General features: G+C 62.5%; 12 protein-coding genes and 1 pseudogene. 8 read left to right on the top strand and 5 right to left on the bottom strand.

What is annotated here, in order from left to right; translation table 11 throughout:
- Positions 1–76: 76 nt before the first annotated feature.
- The 3 genes and pseudogenes from NF78_RS08110 to NF78_RS33430 all read left to right on the top strand — a co-directional run.
- A complete protein-coding gene (locus NF78_RS08110) occupies positions 77–1,231 on the top strand; it encodes a glycosyltransferase family 4 protein (protein ID WP_035985687.1) in 1,155 nt (384 codons plus the stop codon).
- A gap of 99 nt (positions 1,232–1,330) precedes the next feature.
- Entirely contained in the window at positions 1,331–1,981 is a 651-nt protein-coding gene (locus NF78_RS08105; protein ID WP_035985686.1) for a hypothetical protein, read from the top strand.
- Positions 1,982–2,160: 179 nt separating this feature from the next.
- Positions 2,161–2,358 (top strand): annotated as a pseudogene (locus NF78_RS33430) (DUF4058 family protein); the annotation flags it as partial.
- A 48-nt stretch (positions 2,359–2,406) separates the two neighbouring features.
- Here the strand turns inward: NF78_RS33430 and uvrB are convergent.
- Entirely contained in the window at positions 2,407–4,410 is a 2,004-nt protein-coding gene (uvrB, locus tag NF78_RS08100; protein WP_035985685.1) for an excinuclease ABC subunit UvrB, read from the bottom strand.
- 501 nt (positions 4,411–4,911) lie between these two features.
- Here uvrB and NF78_RS08095 point away from each other — a divergent pair.
- From NF78_RS08095 to NF78_RS08085, 3 genes are all read left to right on the top strand, one after another.
- Positions 4,912–6,690 (top strand): sensor histidine kinase, encoded by a 1,779-nt coding sequence (locus tag NF78_RS08095; RefSeq protein ID WP_225885254.1) that lies wholly within the window; start codon positions 4,912–4,914, stop codon positions 6,688–6,690.
- A gap of 196 nt (positions 6,691–6,886) precedes the next feature.
- A complete protein-coding gene (locus NF78_RS08090) occupies positions 6,887–9,793 on the top strand; it encodes a PAS domain S-box protein (RefSeq protein ID WP_197064795.1) in 2,907 nt (968 codons plus the stop codon).
- Positions 9,794–9,836: 43 nt separating this feature from the next.
- Entirely contained in the window at positions 9,837–11,360 is a 1,524-nt protein-coding gene (locus NF78_RS08085) for a cytochrome P450 (RefSeq protein ID WP_035985684.1), read from the top strand.
- A gap of 63 nt (positions 11,361–11,423) precedes the next feature.
- On the opposite strand, the gene NF78_RS08080 is transcribed toward NF78_RS08085, so the two are convergent.
- The 3 genes from NF78_RS08080 to NF78_RS08070 form a co-directional block, all read right to left on the bottom strand.
- Positions 11,424–12,725 (bottom strand): uracil-xanthine permease family protein, encoded by a 1,302-nt coding sequence (locus NF78_RS08080; protein ID WP_052049980.1) that lies wholly within the window; start codon positions 12,723–12,725, stop codon positions 11,424–11,426.
- Between the two features lie 243 nt (positions 12,726–12,968).
- Positions 12,969–14,207: a membrane protein gene (locus NF78_RS08075; protein ID WP_035985683.1), complete on the bottom strand. Its 1,239-nt coding sequence runs from the start codon at positions 14,205–14,207 to the stop codon at positions 12,969–12,971.
- Positions 14,208–14,336: 129 nt separating this feature from the next.
- Complete coding sequence (locus NF78_RS08070) at positions 14,337–15,476, bottom strand: trans-sulfuration enzyme family protein (protein WP_197064793.1); 1,140 nt, start codon at positions 15,474–15,476, stop codon at positions 14,337–14,339.
- Positions 15,477–15,657: 181 nt separating this feature from the next.
- Here NF78_RS08070 and NF78_RS08065 point away from each other — a divergent pair, with 181 nt between their 5' ends.
- Positions 15,658–16,470, top strand: a complete 813-nt coding sequence (locus NF78_RS08065) for a prepilin peptidase (RefSeq protein ID WP_035985682.1) — start codon at positions 15,658–15,660, stop codon at positions 16,468–16,470.
- Positions 16,471–16,480: 10 nt separating this feature from the next.
- On the opposite strand, the gene NF78_RS08060 is transcribed toward NF78_RS08065, so the two are convergent.
- Entirely contained in the window at positions 16,481–16,771 is a 291-nt protein-coding gene (locus NF78_RS08060; protein WP_035985681.1) for a putative quinol monooxygenase, read from the bottom strand.
- A 207-nt stretch (positions 16,772–16,978) separates the two neighbouring features.
- On the opposite strand from NF78_RS08060, the gene NF78_RS08055 reads away from it, so the two are divergent.
- Entirely contained in the window at positions 16,979–17,359 is a 381-nt protein-coding gene (locus NF78_RS08055) for a hypothetical protein (RefSeq protein WP_035985680.1), read from the top strand.
- Positions 17,360–17,368 lie beyond the last annotated feature (9 nt).

Here is a 17,368-nt window from a genome sequence, read left to right as displayed (position 1 = left end):
AATGGCCCCTTGAGGCGATCGCGTCAGCCCATAGCTGATGCTGGTTTCGGATGTTTAGCGGATATCGCGACACGGCATGCACATCGCGTGGCTAGGTAAAAAAAATCCCTTCTGTGGCAACGTCACCTATGGCCGAGAGGTGACCAACGCCCTGCTGGAGCGTGGCTACCGGGTTACCTTTTTGCACTTTGCCCAACCCCAGGAAGGGCAGCATCACGACCCAATCCAGCGCTCCGAGGAGGTGCCGCTACCTTTCCTGTTCAAATCCCAGATTCTGACGATTCCGTCCCTGAAGTCGGGCAAGCTGCTGGCGGAAGCCCTGGAGCGACTGCAGCCCGACCTGGTCCACGCGTCGCTGACCCTGTCACCGCTCGATTTTAGGCTGCCCGAAATCTGTGCCGACCTCAAGATTCCCCTGGTGGCCACCTTTCATCCCGCCTTCGATCGCCGGGTACGCAGCCTGACCTCGGGCACCCAGCACCTCACCTACCAGCTCTATGCCCCCTGTCTGGCCAACTACGATCGCGTCATCGTCTTTTCGGAGCTACAGCGCGACCTGCTGAGCAAGCTGGGGGTGCCCGCCTCTACCCTGGTGGTCATTCCCAACGGCGTAGATACCCTGCGCTACTCGCCCGGGCCGTCGGCGGTAAAGGCCGATCTGTACGCCCGGCAGCTGTTTGTCTACCAGGGGCGAATTTCGCTGGAAAAAAATGTGGAGGCGCTGCTGCGGGGCTGGCGTCAGGCGGAGATGGGGCCTAACTGCAAGCTGGCGATCGTCGGCAGCGGTCCCCTGGAGGCGTCCCTAAAGCGGTTCTACGGCGAGGATGACGACATTCTGTGGCTGGGCTACCTGGCCAACGAGCAGCGCCGCATCGATATTCTGCGGGCGGCGGACGGCTTTATCCTGCCGTCTCTGGTGGAGGGGCTGTCGCTGTCGCTGCTGGAGGCGATGGCCTGCGGCACCGCCTGTATCGCCACCGACGCCGGGGCCGACGGCGAGGTGCTGGCCGACGGGGCGGGCATTGTGCTCGACACGCAGCGGGTGTCGTCGCAGCTACAAACCATCTTGCCCATTTTGCGCGACCACCCCGAAATTACCCAGCTGTTGGGCCACAAGGCCCGCGAGCGAGTGCTGCAGCGCTACACCCTGCGCGACAATATCTCGGCCCTGGAAGCCCTCTACAGTGAGGTGACGGCGGAGCAGCGGCTGATGTGCGGTCAGCGCGCATAGGCGGCTACCGGAGAAGTCTGGGCGGGATGGGGGTGGCAGGATGCTGGCCAGGGACTATGATGCAGGTGGTTCGAGGACTGTTGAATTCTTACCTGGATCATGATCAGAACAAAAATTGTCGAGCTATCGACCATCGAGGCTGCTGCCTACCGCCAAAAGCTGAGGGGCGGCAAGTCTGGGGTCGTGGTGATGCGCTACGACACCGACCAGCCCGGTTTAGCGTCCTTTAGCCGCAACACGGGGGATCCTGTCCCCAATGCCAACGTCAATCTGGAGCTGTTTCCCCTGGAGGCGTTTCAGGAGGCGCTGGAGTTGACGGCCGGTCTGCCCTACTCCAAGCGTGGTCCGGTGAAGCTGAGTGGTCAGCCTCCGGCCTCCACCCCCGAGGAGGATCTGGAGACAGACGCTCCCGAGGACGAGGCTACGGTGGACAGCGCCGAGTACGCCGCCGTGGTCGCCGCCTACACCAACAAAAAGGGCGAGCTGTCCTACGACTTGATCAACAAAGACTTTATTCAGTTTGCCCGGTCGAGCAAGATCGTCGGCGATATGGTGGCCAACGGTGCCTCCCAGGACGAGATCCGCAGCCACATCGTCAAGGTGAAGCTGGAGCAGCTGACCGGCAACCGCGACCTGAGCGAGACCCAGGCCCAACGGATTGTGGACATGCTGGATGAGGTTAGCCCCCGCTTTGTCTTCCGCGAACTCAACGACGAGATTCGCAAACTGCTGAGCGCCGCCAAAGGTTGAGGGTAGGGGAATCCGTCTAACCGGGCTATCCCGATAAATCCATGCTTGAGCCGGTTTGCCCCAATGAATAGCATCCTCTTAACTCAGTAGTTGCGGTATCGCTACTACGTAGAGGTAGAAACCCGCACCGATATGGACACTTCTGAGGGGGGAGGGGTGCTGGTAGGGATTCCGATGCGGTGGTGCTATCGCGTCAGGCCGTGTCCTCGCCTTTGGCCGAACCCACTGAGACTGTAGCTGTTCAACCGCTGCCTCAAACGGTGACGCTGCCAATACCGACAGAAAGCAAGGAGCGGTACCCGGAGATCAGGGAGGTGAGCCGTAACGCGGTCATCACCGTCGTCGAAGTGCTGTCGCCCAAGAAGGAGCGTCCTGGTCGAGGACGCACACCGTTCTGCATAATACCCTACGGTGCTTGGGGTAGATCAGGATCGCTTGCCCAGGAGCTGGTCGCGCAGGGTTTTGATGCGATCGCGGTACTTGGCCGCCTCCTCAAAGTCGAGGTTTTTGGCGGCTTCCTTCATCTGCTTTTCCAGCTGACCGATGAACTCGGGGATGTCCTCCAGGGGCAGTTCGTCCTTATGCTCGTAGACCTCCTCCAGCTCGTGGGCGTTGAGGCGGCGGGAGACTTCGAGGAACGACAGAATCGAGTTGCTGTTGCGGCGGATGATCGAGGTGGGGGTAATGCCGTGGGCCTCGTTGTAGGCGGTCTGGATGGCGCGGCGGCGTTCGGTTTCGCTGATGGCCTTGGCCATGCTGTCTGTTAAGTTGTCGGCGTAGAGGATGGCCTGCCCCTGGACGTGGCGGGCGGCGCGGCCAATGGTCTGGATCAAGGAGCGTTCGGCCCGCAGGAACCCCTCTTTGTCGGCATCAAGAATGGCCACCAGGGAAACCTCCGGCAGGTCCAGCCCCTCCCGCAGCAGGTTCACCCCCACCAGCACGTCGTAGAGCCCCTCCCGCAGGTCTTGGATGATCTCAATCCGCTCGATGGAGTGGATTTCCGAGTGCAGGTAGCGCACCCGCACCCCGTGCTCCTCGAAGTATTCGGTCAGGTCTTCGGCCATGCGCTTGGTCAGGGTGGTGATCAGCACCCGTTCCTGCTTGGCGGCCCGCTCCCGCACTTCCCCCAGCAGGTCGTCGATCTGTCCTTCGGTGGGGCGCACAAAAATTTCGGGGTCAAGCACCCCGGTGGGGCGAATGATCTGCTCCACCACTTTGCCGCCAGAGATCTCCATTTCCCAGTCGCCAGGGGTAGCCGAGACAAAGATGCACTGGTTCACCTTTTCCCAGAATTCTTCGGCCTTGAGCGGGCGGTTGTCGGCGGCGCTGGGCAGGCGAAAGCCGTGGTCGATCAGCACCATCTTGCGGCTGCGATCGCCGTTGTACATGCCGTGGATCTGGGGAATGGTGACGTGGGACTCGTCGATCACCAACAGCCAGTCCTTGGGAAAGTAGTCGAGCAGGCATTCCGGCGGCGACCCGGCTTTGCGCCCCGCCAGGTGGCGGGCGTAGTTTTCCACCCCGTTGCAGTAGCCTACCTCGCGGATCATCTCCAGGTCGTAGCGAGTGCGCTGCTCCAGCCGCTGGGCCTCCAGTAACTTCCCTTCTTTTTCTAGCTCCGCCAAACGCTCTTGCAGCTCATCTTTGATCGCCTGGCAGGCTTCTTCAATGCGCTCATCCGGCGTTACAAAGTGCTTGGCCGGGTAAATGCTCAGACCCTCCATGCTCTGGAGGGTGGCCCCGGTGATCGGGTCCACGTAGCGCACGGCGTCGATCTCGTCGCCAAAAAACTCCACACGGATAATTCTGTCCTCGTAGGCGGGGCCAATCTCTAGCACATCGCCCTTGACCCGAAACTTGCCCCGGCCCAAGTCCAAATCGTTGCGCTCATACTGAATCGAGGCCAGGTCCCGCAGCACCTGGCGCTGGTTGACTTCCATGCCCACGTGCAGCGGAATCGAGGCTTTAAGGTACTCGGACGGAATCCCCAGACCGTAGATGCAGCTGATCGAGGCCACCACGATCACGTCCTTGCGCTCGAACAGGGAGCGGGTGGCGGAGTGCCGCAGCATGTCGATCTCGTCGTTGATCGAAGCCGTTTTGGCGATGTAGGTGTCGGTGGTGGGGATGTAGGCCTCGGGCTGGTAGTAGTCGTAGTAGCTGATGAAGTACTCGACGGCGTTGTCGGGGAAGAACTCCCGCAGCTCGTTGCACAGCTGGGCGGCCAGGGTTTTGTTGTGGGCCAGCACCAGGGTGGGCTTGCCGATGTTGTTGATGACGCGGGCGATGGTGTGGGTTTTGCCCGTGCCCGTGGCCCCCAGCAGGGTCTGGTACTTGGTCTGGTCCTGGAGAAACTTGGTCAGACCTGCGATCGCCTTGGGCTGGTCGCCCGTGGGTTCAAAGGGAGCCTGAATGTTGAAGTCGCCCATAGGTCATTCGGTACAAAAAGAGCGGCGGTACAAAGACACTATTACGCCTCTTCATAATGACTGATTTTCTTCCCTATGGTGGTTACTTCAACTACTCGATGGCGCGATCGCTGTAGGGCTCGGCCATCCTGGGCCAGGCATCTGGCTGCCTTGGGCAGTGGGACGGCCATCTGTACGCCACAGAGCTTGCCAGTAAAAATCAGCACTAGGGCATAGAAAGCCTGCGTCAGGACCGACTAGGATGAGTAACGCCCGGGGGATGGCGGCACGGGCTACGGGTTTAGTTCGGAGTAGGATAATGACAAACTTGGGGGGGCACCACACCGCATTGTCCACTGTGCAACCCATGGGTGATTACATCCCGTATCAATGGTGGAAGAAAAACCTGCAGTGTCTCAGGTTTCAGCAGTGCTGAAGCCGCGAATGGTTGCGTTCAGGCGGCGTCCTGCCAAGTCAGCCGGGCGCTGTACCGTTTCGCTGCGGTGGTACCTGATGTTGCTCATGGCGGGTACCCTGCTGCCAGTGGTCCTGTTCGCCGGGGCCATCGTGTATCGATTGTCCTATCAAGAACAGGCGGCGGCAGAGCGGCGAATCCTGCGAGAGGCCCGCAATTTGGCTGCTACGGTAGACCGCGAATTTTCCAACACGACCCGAACCCTCCAGGCTCTGGCGGCATCGGATCAGCTGGTTGAGGGAGACCTGGAGGGGTTCTATGGCGATGCCAGGCGCGTGGAGGAAACCCAGGCCACCTGGATGACGGTGATTTTGCTGTCCCCTGATGGCCAACAGCTTTTAAATACCAGGCAGCCATTGGGGGTGCCGTTGCCCTCCGTAAACGAGCCCGCTAGCCTGACACACCTGGTAGCTACACAGCGGCCAGTCGTTGGCGATCTGAGTCGAGGTAATGCGGGGAAAAACTATGCCTTTCCGATCCGGGTTCCGGTCATTCAAGACGGTGTTCTGCGCTACGCCTTGACCGCTGTGATCACACCCCAGGCGATGGCTACGGTGGTTGAGGAGCAGCAACCGGTGGAAGGTGAGTGGACGCGCACCATTCTCGATGGTCAGGGTGTGGTGGTAACCCGCACGCTCAATCCTCAGCAGTTTGTGGGGCAGCGGGGTACGCCGTCGTTTTTGCGACGCATCGAAGCCGCCAGCGAAGGCGTTTACCAGGACCTGAGCCTGGAAGGGATGGAGGTGTATGTGGCCTTCAGCCGGATTAGCAATACGCCCTGGACAGCGGCTGTCACGATACCGATTCAGGACATTCAGGGGCCTGCCCGTCAGGCCATGGGGCTGGTGATTGGTTCGGGCATGGCGCTGCTGCTGATTAGCGGCCTGGGGGCGTACTGGCTGTCGCGGCCCATTTCTCGTAGCTTCACGGCGGCGGCCCTGGCGGCCGAGGCGCTGGCCAACAATGAGCATCCCCAGCTCAGCTCGCGGTCGATCAAAGAGGTGGCCCTGCTGGGGCGATCGCTGGAGGTGGCCGCCAACCTGCTGGCCGAGCGCGATCGCGAGCGGGCCGAACACCTCGAACGGGCGGAGATGGCCAAGGAAGAGGCCGAGCGGGCCAATCGGCTGAAGGACGAATTTTTGGCCGTGTTGTCCCACGAGCTGCGCACCCCCCTAAACCCCATTCTGGGCTGGGCCAGCCTGCTGCGCGACGGCCAACTCAGCGCCGAAAAAACCGCCTTTGCCCTAGAGACCATCGAGCGCAATGCCAAACTGCAAACCCAGCTGATCGACGACCTGCTGGATGTGACTCGAATTATGCAGGGCAAAACCCGGCTGACGATGGTCCCGGTTGACCTGGTTGCCATTGTGGTGGCGGCCCTGGAAACGGTGCGGCTGACGGCGGAGGCCAAAGCGATCGCGATTCAAACCCTGTTTGAACCGGAGCTGGGGCCGGTCTTGGGCGACTCCACTCGGCTGCAGCAGGTGATCTGGAATTTGCTCAGCAATGCGGTCAAGTTTACCGACAGCGGTGGCCAGGTGGTAGTGACGGTGGCCCAGGTGGGGGCTGAGGCCCAGGTTCAGGTGAGCGATACGGGCAAAGGCATTCACCCCGGTTTCCTGGGCTACGTGTTCGAGTATTTTCGCCAGGAAGACGGCACCACGACCCGCAAGTTTGGCGGCCTGGGGCTGGGGCTAGCGATCGTTCGCAACCTGGTCGAACTCCACGGCGGCACCGTGGTGGCCGCTAGCCCCGGCGAGGGCCAGGGCGCTACGTTTACGGTGAGGCTGCCGCTGCTGCCGAGCCAGGCTGATCGGGGGGGATAACAGGGATGGAGCGGCGTCTATCTTTCGATAGATTGGCTGGCCCTGCCAAACGCTATAGATTAGACCAGTATTGTTGGCGATCGCCTCTGTAGTTCGCAGGGTGTTTAGCAGGGCCGATCTCCTTGCCCGATGCACCGTTTTAGCCGGCATAACAGTGCTGCTGAAAATCATGGCAGTACCCACGCTGAGCTTCCCTATGGTTGATCCCGAGTTGCAGACGGACCTCTCCCAGGCACGGATAGTATTAGTCATTGCTGATCGCCCCGATAACGCCGATTTGTATCGGCATTGGCTAGATCAGCAGGGCAAGGTTTCCGATCAAGTACTGTCGGCTACCGATGGTGCTCAGGGGGTAACCCTGTGCCAAACGCATTCAGTTAGGGTCATTCTGCTGGAGCTGGAGGCATCCAGTCCAACCGATCGCCGGGCTGAGGACTGGGGCCTGGAGCGGCTGGCTGAGCTGAAGAAGTCCCTGGGGGAGGCCTGTCCACCGATTTTGGCGATCGGCCGCAACGACGCTCCCCTGGCGGTGGAGGCGATGCGAGCGGGGGCGGTGGACTACCTGGTTGCCGACCAGATCACGGCGGACAGCCTGGGGTGGGCCCTGAGCCGGGTGGTTGCCACTGCTGCCGAAACCAACCCAAGCTGCACGGGGCTGCAGCAGCAGCTCCAGGCTACGGCGGCCGCCCTGGACGAGAGTCGCGATGAGCTGGAGCGGCGATCGCAGATTTTTGACGCCCTGCTGGCTACCATTTCCGACTTCGTCTACCTGCTCGATCGCCAGGGGCGCTTTGTGTTTGTCAACCAGCCCCTGCTCGACCTGTGGGGGCTGAGGCTGGCCGAGGCTGTCGGCAAAACCTTTTTCGAGCTCAACTATCCCCCTGCCCTGGCCGCTAAACACCAGAGGGAGATCGAGCATGTGTTTGTCACAGGGCAGACGGTGCAGGATGAATCGACCTATGTCAGCCCCACGGGCGTCAGCGGCATCTATGAATACATCTTTAAACCGATGCTTGGCCCCGAGGGGGCAGTGCAGTTTGTAGGCGGTTCGACCCGCAACATTACCCACCGCCAGCGGGCCGAAGCCGCCCTGCGCGAAAGCGAAGCGCGATTTCGCAGCTTTGCTGAAAACAGCCGCGATGTGATCTGGATTACGGATTTGCAGGAGGAACGGTTGGTCTACGTCAGTCCGTCCTTTGAACAGGTGTGGGGACGACCGGTGGCGGACGTATACGACGACTTGAACCGCTTCATTGGCTTTGCCCACCCCGACGATCGCGATCGGATTCGCACCAGCTGGCAGCAGTGCCGGCGGCGCGGCACCAGCCAGGACTACCGGATTGTGCGCCCCGATGGGGCGATGGTCTGGATTCGCGATCGCTGTTTTCCCATCTTTGACGACCAGGGCAAGCTGCTGTGGATGGGGGGTATTGCCGAAGACATCACCGAGCACAAGCAGATTGAAGACACCCTGCGCCAGCGGGAAGCCGAACTGCGCCTGATCACCGATGCCGTCCCCTCGCTGATCTCCTTTATCGATGCCCAGAGGCGCTACCGCTACAACAATCGCAGCTACGAAAACTGGTTTGGCCAGCTGGCTCAGGACAACCACGGCAAGCACATGCGGGAGGTGCTGGGGGAAGCCGCCTACGCGGTGGTTCGCCCCTACGTGGAGCGGGTGCTGGCCGGAGAGCAGGTCACCTTTGAAACCCAGGTGCCCTACAAAGACGGCGGTACTCGCTACATCAGCGCCACCTACGTGCCTCAGACCAGCGCCGAGGGAGCGGTGGAGGGGTTTGTGGCGCTGGTCAACGACACCACCGATCGCCGCCGGGCCGACCAGGAGCGCGAACAGCTGCTGGACCGGGAGCGGGCGGCCCGCAACCAGGCCGAGGCCGCCAACCGGATCAAGGACGAATTTCTGGCCGTGGTCTCCCACGAACTGCGAACGCCCCTCAACCCCATTCTGGGGTGGTCCCAGCTGCTGCGCGATCGCCAGCTCGATGCCCAAAAAACCCAGTACGCCCTCAGTGTGATCGAGCGCAACGCCCAGATCCAGGCCCAGCTGATCAATGACTTGCTGGATGTGTCGCGGGTGCTGCGGGGCAAGCTGAGCCTCAACACCACGGTGGTGGATCTGGCCGTCACCATTCGGGCCGCCGTGGAGACGGTGCGCCTGGCCGCCGAGGCCAAACGGATTCAGCTAGACACCAAGCTAGAGGCCGACGTGGGCCGGGTTTCGGGCGATGCCGACCGACTGCAGCAGGTGGTGTGGAACCTGCTCTCCAACGCGGTCAAGTTCACCTCCGAGGGAGGGCAGGTCGAGGTGCGGCTGTCGCGGGTGCGGGTCGATCGCCGCAAAAAAGATCGCGGCGAAGACGCCACGGCCAAGCCCTTGCCCCCCCTCTACGCCCAGATCACCGTTAGCGATACAGGCAAGGGCATTCACCCGGCTTTTCTGCCCTACGTTTTCGATCGCTTTCGCCAGGAAGACGCCGCCACCACCCGACAGTTTGGCGGTCTGGGGCTGGGCCTTGCCCTGGTGCGCTACCTGGTCGAACTCCACGGCGGAATTGTCCAGGCCGACAGCCCAGGGGATGGGCAGGGGGCCACCTTTACGGTGCAACTGCCCCTCGCCCCGCCCGCCGCCGCCGACTCGCCTTCGGCAAACCCCGCTGCCGGGGTAATCGCGGCCGACCAGCGGCCGGGCGACCTGGCCGGAGTTCGGGTCCTGGTGGTGGACGACGACCAGGGCACCCGGGAGTTTATTACCTTTTTGCTGGAGCTGCACCAGGCCCAGGTAATCGCCGCCAGCAGCGCCGCCGCGGCGATCGCTGCCCTGGAGCAGGGACCGCCAGACATTCTGCTCAGCGACATTGGCATGCCGGGCACCGATGGCTACACGCTGATGCGCCAGGTGCGCGACCTGCCCCCCGACCAGGGCGGCGATCTGCCGGCCATTGCCCTGACCGCCTACGCAGGGGAGATCGACTACCGTCAGGCGATCGCGGCGGGCTTTCACAAACACATGCCCAAACCCGTGGAGCCCCAGCGCCTGATTGAGGCGATCGCCGCCCTGGTCCGGCACCGGCCCAGCCCCTGAGTCCCGCTATATAATCGGTCCATTCTTCTGGCAGGAATATCCGATGGGACAGGTGTGGGGGATGCCGGTTGTCGTGGGCCTGGGGCTGGTGGCGGCGGTGGCTGGCTGGCGGCGGTGGACCTGGCAACAGCGGTTCAAAACGCTGCGATCGCTGCCCTCGCCCCCTGGGCACTGGCTGCTGGGGCACATTCCGCCCTTGCTGGCGGCGGTCAAAAATCGGCAGCTATTCCAAATTTTGTTTGACTGGTCCCAGGCCTATGGCCCCCGGTACGTGTACTGGGTGGGCTATCCGGTGGTGGTGCTCAGCCAGGCAAAGCTGATCGACAACACCATTGTGCAGGGCACCCGCGACGGCAGCCTAACCCGCACCGGCCAGTCACAGCGGGCCTGGAACGACCTGATGGGGCCAATCATGATCGGCCAGGATGGGGCCGAGTGGCAGTGGCGGCGCAAGGCCTGGACCCCGGAGTTTAGCTCCAGCGGCGTCAACCACTACCTGACCCTGGTAGACCAGAGCTGTACCCAGGTGATCGCCCAGCTTCACGCCGCCCCCACAGACCAACCATTGCCCGTCGATCCGCTGTTTGTGGAGCTGACCCTGCGGGTAATTGCGGCGCTGGTGTTGGGCATTCCCATCGATCCAGCCCAGCCCAGCCCCGAAGGCCCGCCCCTGGAAATCGAGCCCACCTACAACGCCATGTCGGTGCTGACCTACCGATTCTTGCGGGTGGCCGTGGGCGAAAAGCCCTGGCAAAAGTATCTGCCCACCCCCTCCGCCCGGGCCTACTGGGCCGCCCGCCGCCACTTTGAAACCTGTTTGCAATCCCGCGTTGACCTGGCCCTGCGGCTGCGCGATGGCGACCTCGCCGCCCAGGCCCAGGCCAGCCCCCTATTTCAGCAGTCGATGGTGGTCAAAATTGCGGCCAAGGAACCCCGCTACAGCCGCGCCACCCTGCTGCCCGAAATCGTTGAAATGCTGATCGCAGGCACCGACACTACCGCCCACACCCTCTCCTTTGCGGTGGGCGAACTGGCGCTCAATCCGCAGGTGTTTGAGACGGCCCGGGCCGAGGTCGATCGCGCGTTTGAGCACCACGGCACCCTCACCCTGGCCAGCCTGAAGGAGCTGAGCTACCTGCAGGGGGTGATCAAAGAGACCTTGCGGCTCTATTCGGTGGCTTCAGGCACGACGTCGCTCCAGGTGACCCGAGACATGGTAGTGGATGACCTGGCGGTGCCCGCCGGAACCCGCCTGTTCTGGTCCATGCTGGGAGCCGGACGGGACCCCGATGCCTATCCCCAGCCCCACCGGTTCTGGCCCGATCGCTGGCTGAGCGGCGATCGCCATTCACCCACCCCGCCGATGATTGACTTTGGCTCTGGCCCCCACCGCTGCCTGGGCGAACACCTGGCCATGCTGGAAGCGACGCTAATGCTGGCCCAGATGCTGCGGCACTTTGACTGGGAGCTGGTGAACGGGCGATCGTCGCTGGAGAATTTAAAGCAGAACCTGTTGATCTACCCGGTGGATCGGATGCCGATCTATGTAAAGCCTCGGCAGGGGTAAGGTTTGGGGGCGAGGCACCAGGTGTCAGGTTTTTGGCGGGCCTTGAACCTGACACCCTAGAGCCTAGGGCTCCACCCCCATCTCTCCACGGGCCTCCACCTCTGCACGGGCCTGGGGCAGCACCAGATTCAGCAAAACGCCCACGATGCCGCACAGGCCAATGCCTTCCAGGGCAAATGCCCCCGCTTGGAGCGACAGGCCACCCACGCCAAAAATGAGAATGATGGCGACGATCACCAGGTTGCGAGGCTGGGTCAGATCCTGCCCGGCCTGCACCAGGCTATTGATGCCGATCACCACAATGGTGCCGAAGAGGATGACCAGAATGCCGCCCATGGCCGGGGCCGGGATGGTCTGGAGCAGAGCGCCCAACTTGCCGACGAAGGCCAGCAGGATGGCGATGATCGCCGCCCAGGTCATAATGCCCGCATTGAACGTGCGGGTCAGGGCAACGGCCCCGGTCACTTCGGAGTAGGTGGTGTTGGGGGGGCCGCCGAAGAACGCGGCCAGGGTAGTGGCCAGGCCATCGCCGAGGAGGGTGCGGTGGACACCCGGATCGCGCAGGTAGTCTTTTTTGGCCACGGCGCTAACGGCGATGATGTCGCCAAAGTGCTCAATGGCAGGGGCGATCGCCACGGGCAGGATAAACAAAATCGAGGGCAGGTGAAACACCGGGGCCGTGAAGCTGGGCAGGGCAAACCAGGGTGCCTCGGCCACGGGCGCAAAGCTGACCATACCCAGGGGCAGCGCCACCAGGTAGCCCACCGCAATGCCCACCAGAATCGGCACCAGCCGCAGCCAGCCCCCAGCTAGCAGGGCGGTGAGCATCGTGGCTAGCAGGGCGGCACCGGCCACCCCCAGCGCCGCGTTGACGCCGTAGGTTTCGCCAGCGTTGGAGGCCATGCCCACTGCCACCGGAGCCAGGGACAGGCCAATCACCATAATCACCGGACCGGTGACAATCGGGGGCAGCAGCCGGGTGAGAAAGCCGGGGCCGCGCCAAAAAATCAGCAGGCTGAGCACCAGGTAAAACACCCCCGCCGCCGCCAGCCCAGAGAGGGTTTCGCCCAGGCCGTACTGCTCAACGCCCAGTTGAATCGGAGCGATGAAGGCAAAGGAGGAGGCCAGAAAAATCGGCACCTTGCCCCCTGTCACCAGTTGAAACACCAGCGTGCCCAGCCCAGCGGTGAAGAGGGCCACATTGGGATTGAGCCCGGTCAAAATGGGCACCAGCACCAGGGCCCCAAACGCCACAAACAGCATCTGCGCTCCCAAGAGAATATCTCGGGGACGAAACCTGTAGGCCGTGGGATCAGTCACCTCGGGGTAGGGGCTTTCGGGGATGGGATTTGAATCTTCGATCATTGGACTCCTTGGGGGGCACACAGAAGGGGGCACACAGACAGCAGGGGCAACCCTCACAGGACATTAAAGAGCCAATCTTGCCGAAAAATGGTTCTGCTTGACAATGTTTAAGCTAACGATTCCGCCACGACATCCCGTCTCTCTTGTTCAGGTTGCACGTTGCACGTTGCACCCCCCGCAGCGGCCCTAACCTGCTGGCCCAGAAACCGGGTTTTTGTAATGGCGTCTCAGGGGCGATCGCCCTCAAACCTCCAGTTCCTGAGGGGTGCCGCAGTGGCGGCAATAGGGCAAATACTTGTAGGTGGGCTGGTGGCAGTGGTGGCACTCTGTCTCCTGGTGGTAGCCGCAGTGGGGGCAGTGGGCATCGTCCCGGCGCAGCTTTTTGGCGCAGCGAATGCACTTCTGGTTCTGCACCCGCCCTGCTACCTGGAGTCGGGGGTTGAGCACCACCTTTTGAAAGAACTTGATGATGCTGTAGCCGATCAGCGGCACCACCAGAATGTAGAGGTAGTTGATTAAAAACAGTAGCCCCCCCAGCAGCGCCACAATTACCTGGGACAGCCAGCTAAACAGCGCTCCAAACTGCAGCACCTCAAAAACCTTGATCACCAGAGGAATGCAGAAGATCACCAGCAGGTGCCAGCTCTGCAAGGCCACCAGGCCGTAGCCGCGCCGCTCGGCGAAGCGGTAGACGGCCCAGGCGAGCCCCACCAGAGGCAGCAAAAATAGACTCTGAAACAGCAGCTGTACCGTGGGGTACCAAAACGAAGCCCGCTGATACTGGCGATCGAGCGATTGAAACTGGGCGTCGTTATTCAGCAGGGCGAGAAACGGTTGGCTGGCCGGGGTTTGGGTGAGCTGGGTTTGCAGATCGCGCTCCTGCTGGCGCAGTTGTTCCAGACTGGCGTTGTTGCGATCGAGGGTGGCGCGGGCCTGGGCGGCTTCCACCTGGTTGATCGACTGCTCCGGCGACTGCCCGGCAATCTGCTCTAGCAGGGTGGAGTCGTACTGGCTGCGGATGGTCTGGTTCTCCTGCTCCAGGTCAGCGATGGAATCCTGGACCTGGTCGAGAGCAGCGAGAATCTGGCGATTGTTGGGCGTGTCGAGGCCGTCGGCGGTGGCGGCATAGTCGAGACAAATCGGCGACACCTCGCCCAGGTGACCCTCGGCCATGTTGCGGTAGTTGTTGGCCCAGCTAAACTCCGGTTGGTTCTCGAATTGAATGCTGGCGCGCAGAATGTCGTAGTCGCGGTTTCCCTGGGTTTGGTTGCGGTAGCCGGCCCAGGGCTCATGGCAGGGGTGGGCCTGGTAGGGACTGAGGGGCCAGCGACTGATGTCGCTGAGGCCGCTGAACACATTGAAGAGAATAAACAGGTCAATCAGGATGATCACCGCCAGGCTGGCCCGGTTGACGGGCTCGTTGTTGACGGTGCGCGCCTGCCTGAAAAACCGGCGAATCTGCCGCCGAACTCGATTGACCATAGCCCTGGCTCCAAAAGCGTGATGCTACTGACTGTAGCCCTGGCTTCGCTTGGAATGCCTGGCTATTGTCCAGTTTCGGGCTCTGGCTGCTGCTGGCGGCTGAATGGATGAGTTTGTCGGCGATCGGGGCTAGGGCTGGAGGGCCTGGTCGAGGTCGGCAATCAGATTGTCCACCTGCTCCAGGCCAATGGAGAGGCGCAGCAGATTGGGGGCGGTCTGGGTGCCCTGCTCGATCGAGGCGCGGTGCTCCAGGGTGCTGTGGGGGCTACCAAAGCTGGTGGCGCGGGCGATCAGGCGCGTTTTGGCGGCTACGCCCATAGCGGTTTCCTGGTTGCCCTTGACCAAAAAAGACAGCAACCCCCCGTAGCCCTGCATCTGCTGCTGGGCGATGACGTGGCCGGGGTGCCCCGGTAACCCGGGGTACAGCACCTGCTCCACGGCGGGGTGCTGTACCAGCCAGGTGGCAACGGTCTGGGCCGCCTGGGCCTGGGCGCGCACCCGCAGGGGCAGGGTTTGCAGACCGCGCAGGGTGAGCCAGCAGTCAAAGGGGGAGGGCACCACGCCGCCAATGGTCTGCACCAGCCGCAGCTGCTCAAACAGTGGGTTGACCTCGCGGGTGACGACTGCGCCGCCAATCACGTCGCCGTGGCCCGCCAGGTACTTGGTGGTGGCGTGGATAACAAAGTCGGCTCCCAGGGCGAGCGGGGTTTGCAGCACTGGCGAGGCGATCGTGTTGTCGCAGGCCAGGTAGGCGTTGGCCTGGTGGGCGAGAGCTGCGATCGCGCGAATGTCGGTCACCGCCAGCTGCGGGTTGGAGGGGGTTTCGATCAGCACCAGGCGAGTGTTGGGGCGCAGCGCCTCGGCCACCGCCGCCAGGTCAGTGGTATCCACCAGGGTGTAGCTCAAGCCCCAGGGGGCAAATATTTGGCTCAGCATTTGCTGCACCCCAAAGTAGACACTCTGGGGCGCAATTACGTGGTCGCTGGGGCCAAGCGCCTGCAGCAGGCTAAAGGTGGCGGCCGACCCGGAGGCAAAGGCGGCGGCCGCGACCCCCTGTTCCAGCTCCGTCAGGGCGGTTTCGAGGGCGTCGCGGTTGGGATTGCCGCTGCGGCCATAGACGTAACCCCGAGGGTAGCTGCCGTCGGCATCCCGCTCAAAGGTGGTCGAGAGGTGAATGGCGGCAGTCAGCGCTCCGGTAGCGGGGTCAATGCCCCGTCCGCTGTGGATAGCCTGGGTGTCGGCGGAGAAGGACATGGCATCTGGAGACATAAAATGATGGGGAAATGACGTTCTTTAAGATTGTAGGAGCGATTTTTCAGGCCCTGATCCAGTCGATTCTCGCTCAGGTAGACTTTGCCAACCCACCCAAACCCGCCCCACCCATCTGGGCACCCTAACCCCATCCCTCCTCCCCTTCACCCCCCTACCTCCTCACCCCCTCACCCCCTCCATGGACGCCCTCATCACCTCCGCCCTCGTCTTCCTCTTCGGCGCCGCCGTGGGCAGCTTCCTCAACGTGGTGATCTACCGGATACCAGCGGGGCTGTCGCTGCTGCATCCGCCGTCGCGCTGCCCCCAGTGCCACACCCAGCTCAAACCCTATGACAACGTGCCGGTACTGGGCTGGCTGTGGCTGCGTGGCCGCTGCCGCTACTGTCGTACGCCCATCTCGCCCCGCTACCCGCTGATCGAGGCGCTGACGGGGGCGCTGTTTTTGGTCACCTACTGGCTGCTGGGGCTGGGCTGGGCCACGGTGGGCTACTGGCTCCTGCTGAGCTGGCTGGTGGCGCTGACCTTTATCGATATCGACACGCTGACGCTGCCCAACCGGCTCACCGGGTCGGGGCTACTGCTGGGCCTGGGGGTCAGCGCTGCCCTGCCGCTTTTGCAGGGGGAACCCTGGCCTGCCCCAATCCTGAAGTTGGTGGGCAGCATCCTTGGCGCAGTGCTGGGGATCTGGCTGTTTGATTTAATTTCGCTATTTGCCTCGGCGGCCCTGGGTCAAACCGCCATGGGCGGCGGCGATGCCAAGCTGGCGGCGATGCTGGGGACCTGGCTGGGCTGGCAGGGGGTGCTGCTGAGCGGGTTTTTGGCCTGCCTGGTGGGGGCGGTAGTCGGGGGGGGCGCGATCGCCCTCAAGCTGATCGGTCGCCGCCAGCCGATGCCCTTTGGCCCGTTTCTCGCGATCGGGGCTGTGCTGACGGTGTTCTGGGGCGAAGCGCTGATTGGTGCTTACCGATCGCTGTTTTTCCCGACGCTGTAATTGAATTGCCCTACATCACCAGGATGTACCACTGGATGTCGGGGGGATGATCGACCAGTTCAGGGATTTCGCGCATGAACTCATCCATATAGCCCGAGCGAAAGTGGGACTGAAAGGCGGCATCATTCTGCCAGTGCCCCAGGGTGACAAACTCCCCTGGGTTAGATTGGCTCTGCAATAGTTCAAAACTCAGGCAGCCGGGATTTTCGCGGGCCAGCTCGACGATCTCTATCAGCAGCGATTTCAGGGCATCGGTTTGCCCTGGGCGGGCGATAATTTTGGCGATGGTGCGCACGGTCACGGCGGACCTCCTGTCAGCCTTGCCAACCAGCCGCCTTGACTGGGCCAGTCGGAATGATTCACGATCGTGAGGAGGCGTGCGTTACGCTACCGTCCCGATATCAAAAACCATACGTCTAGATAGCCTGTTGTGACCGAACACCCGCAATATTTTAAGCTTGACGCCTGGTTCCTGGGCAGCCGGTGGCCAGGTTGGAGGGGCCAATGGATGGGCCGAATCGTGGCGCTCTGGCTGGGGCTTGTGCTGGGCTGGGCGATCGCTTCCCCCAGCGCCCTGGCCGCTACCTGGTACCGCGTGGCCGAAACCAGCCAGGGGCAGCAGCAGCAATTTGTCGATCTCGACTCGGTGGAGTGGCTGAGTCCAGGCCACGTGCGGGTGAGCAGCTACTACGTCGATAGGCGCTCTGGCTCTCCCCAGCGCACCGACTATGTGACGGAGTACGACTGCGATCGCCGCCGCTTTCGCGATGTCGAGTTCCAGGGTCCCGTCGGCAGCCGGGGCTGGCTGCCCGTAGACCCCGACCCGCTGAATTTGGCGGCAATGGACTATGTCTGCGCGGTGGAACCAGGGGCTGGGGAAGGTCGGTGAGGGGCGATC

Origin of the sequence: Leptolyngbya sp. KIOST-1, from assembly GCF_000763385.1 — a bacterium.
Lineage (GTDB): Bacteria > Cyanobacteriota > Cyanobacteriia > Phormidesmidales > Phormidesmidaceae > Nodosilinea.
Note: the sequence above shows the minus strand (reverse complement) of the source record. Positions and strands in the feature narration are given on the sequence as shown.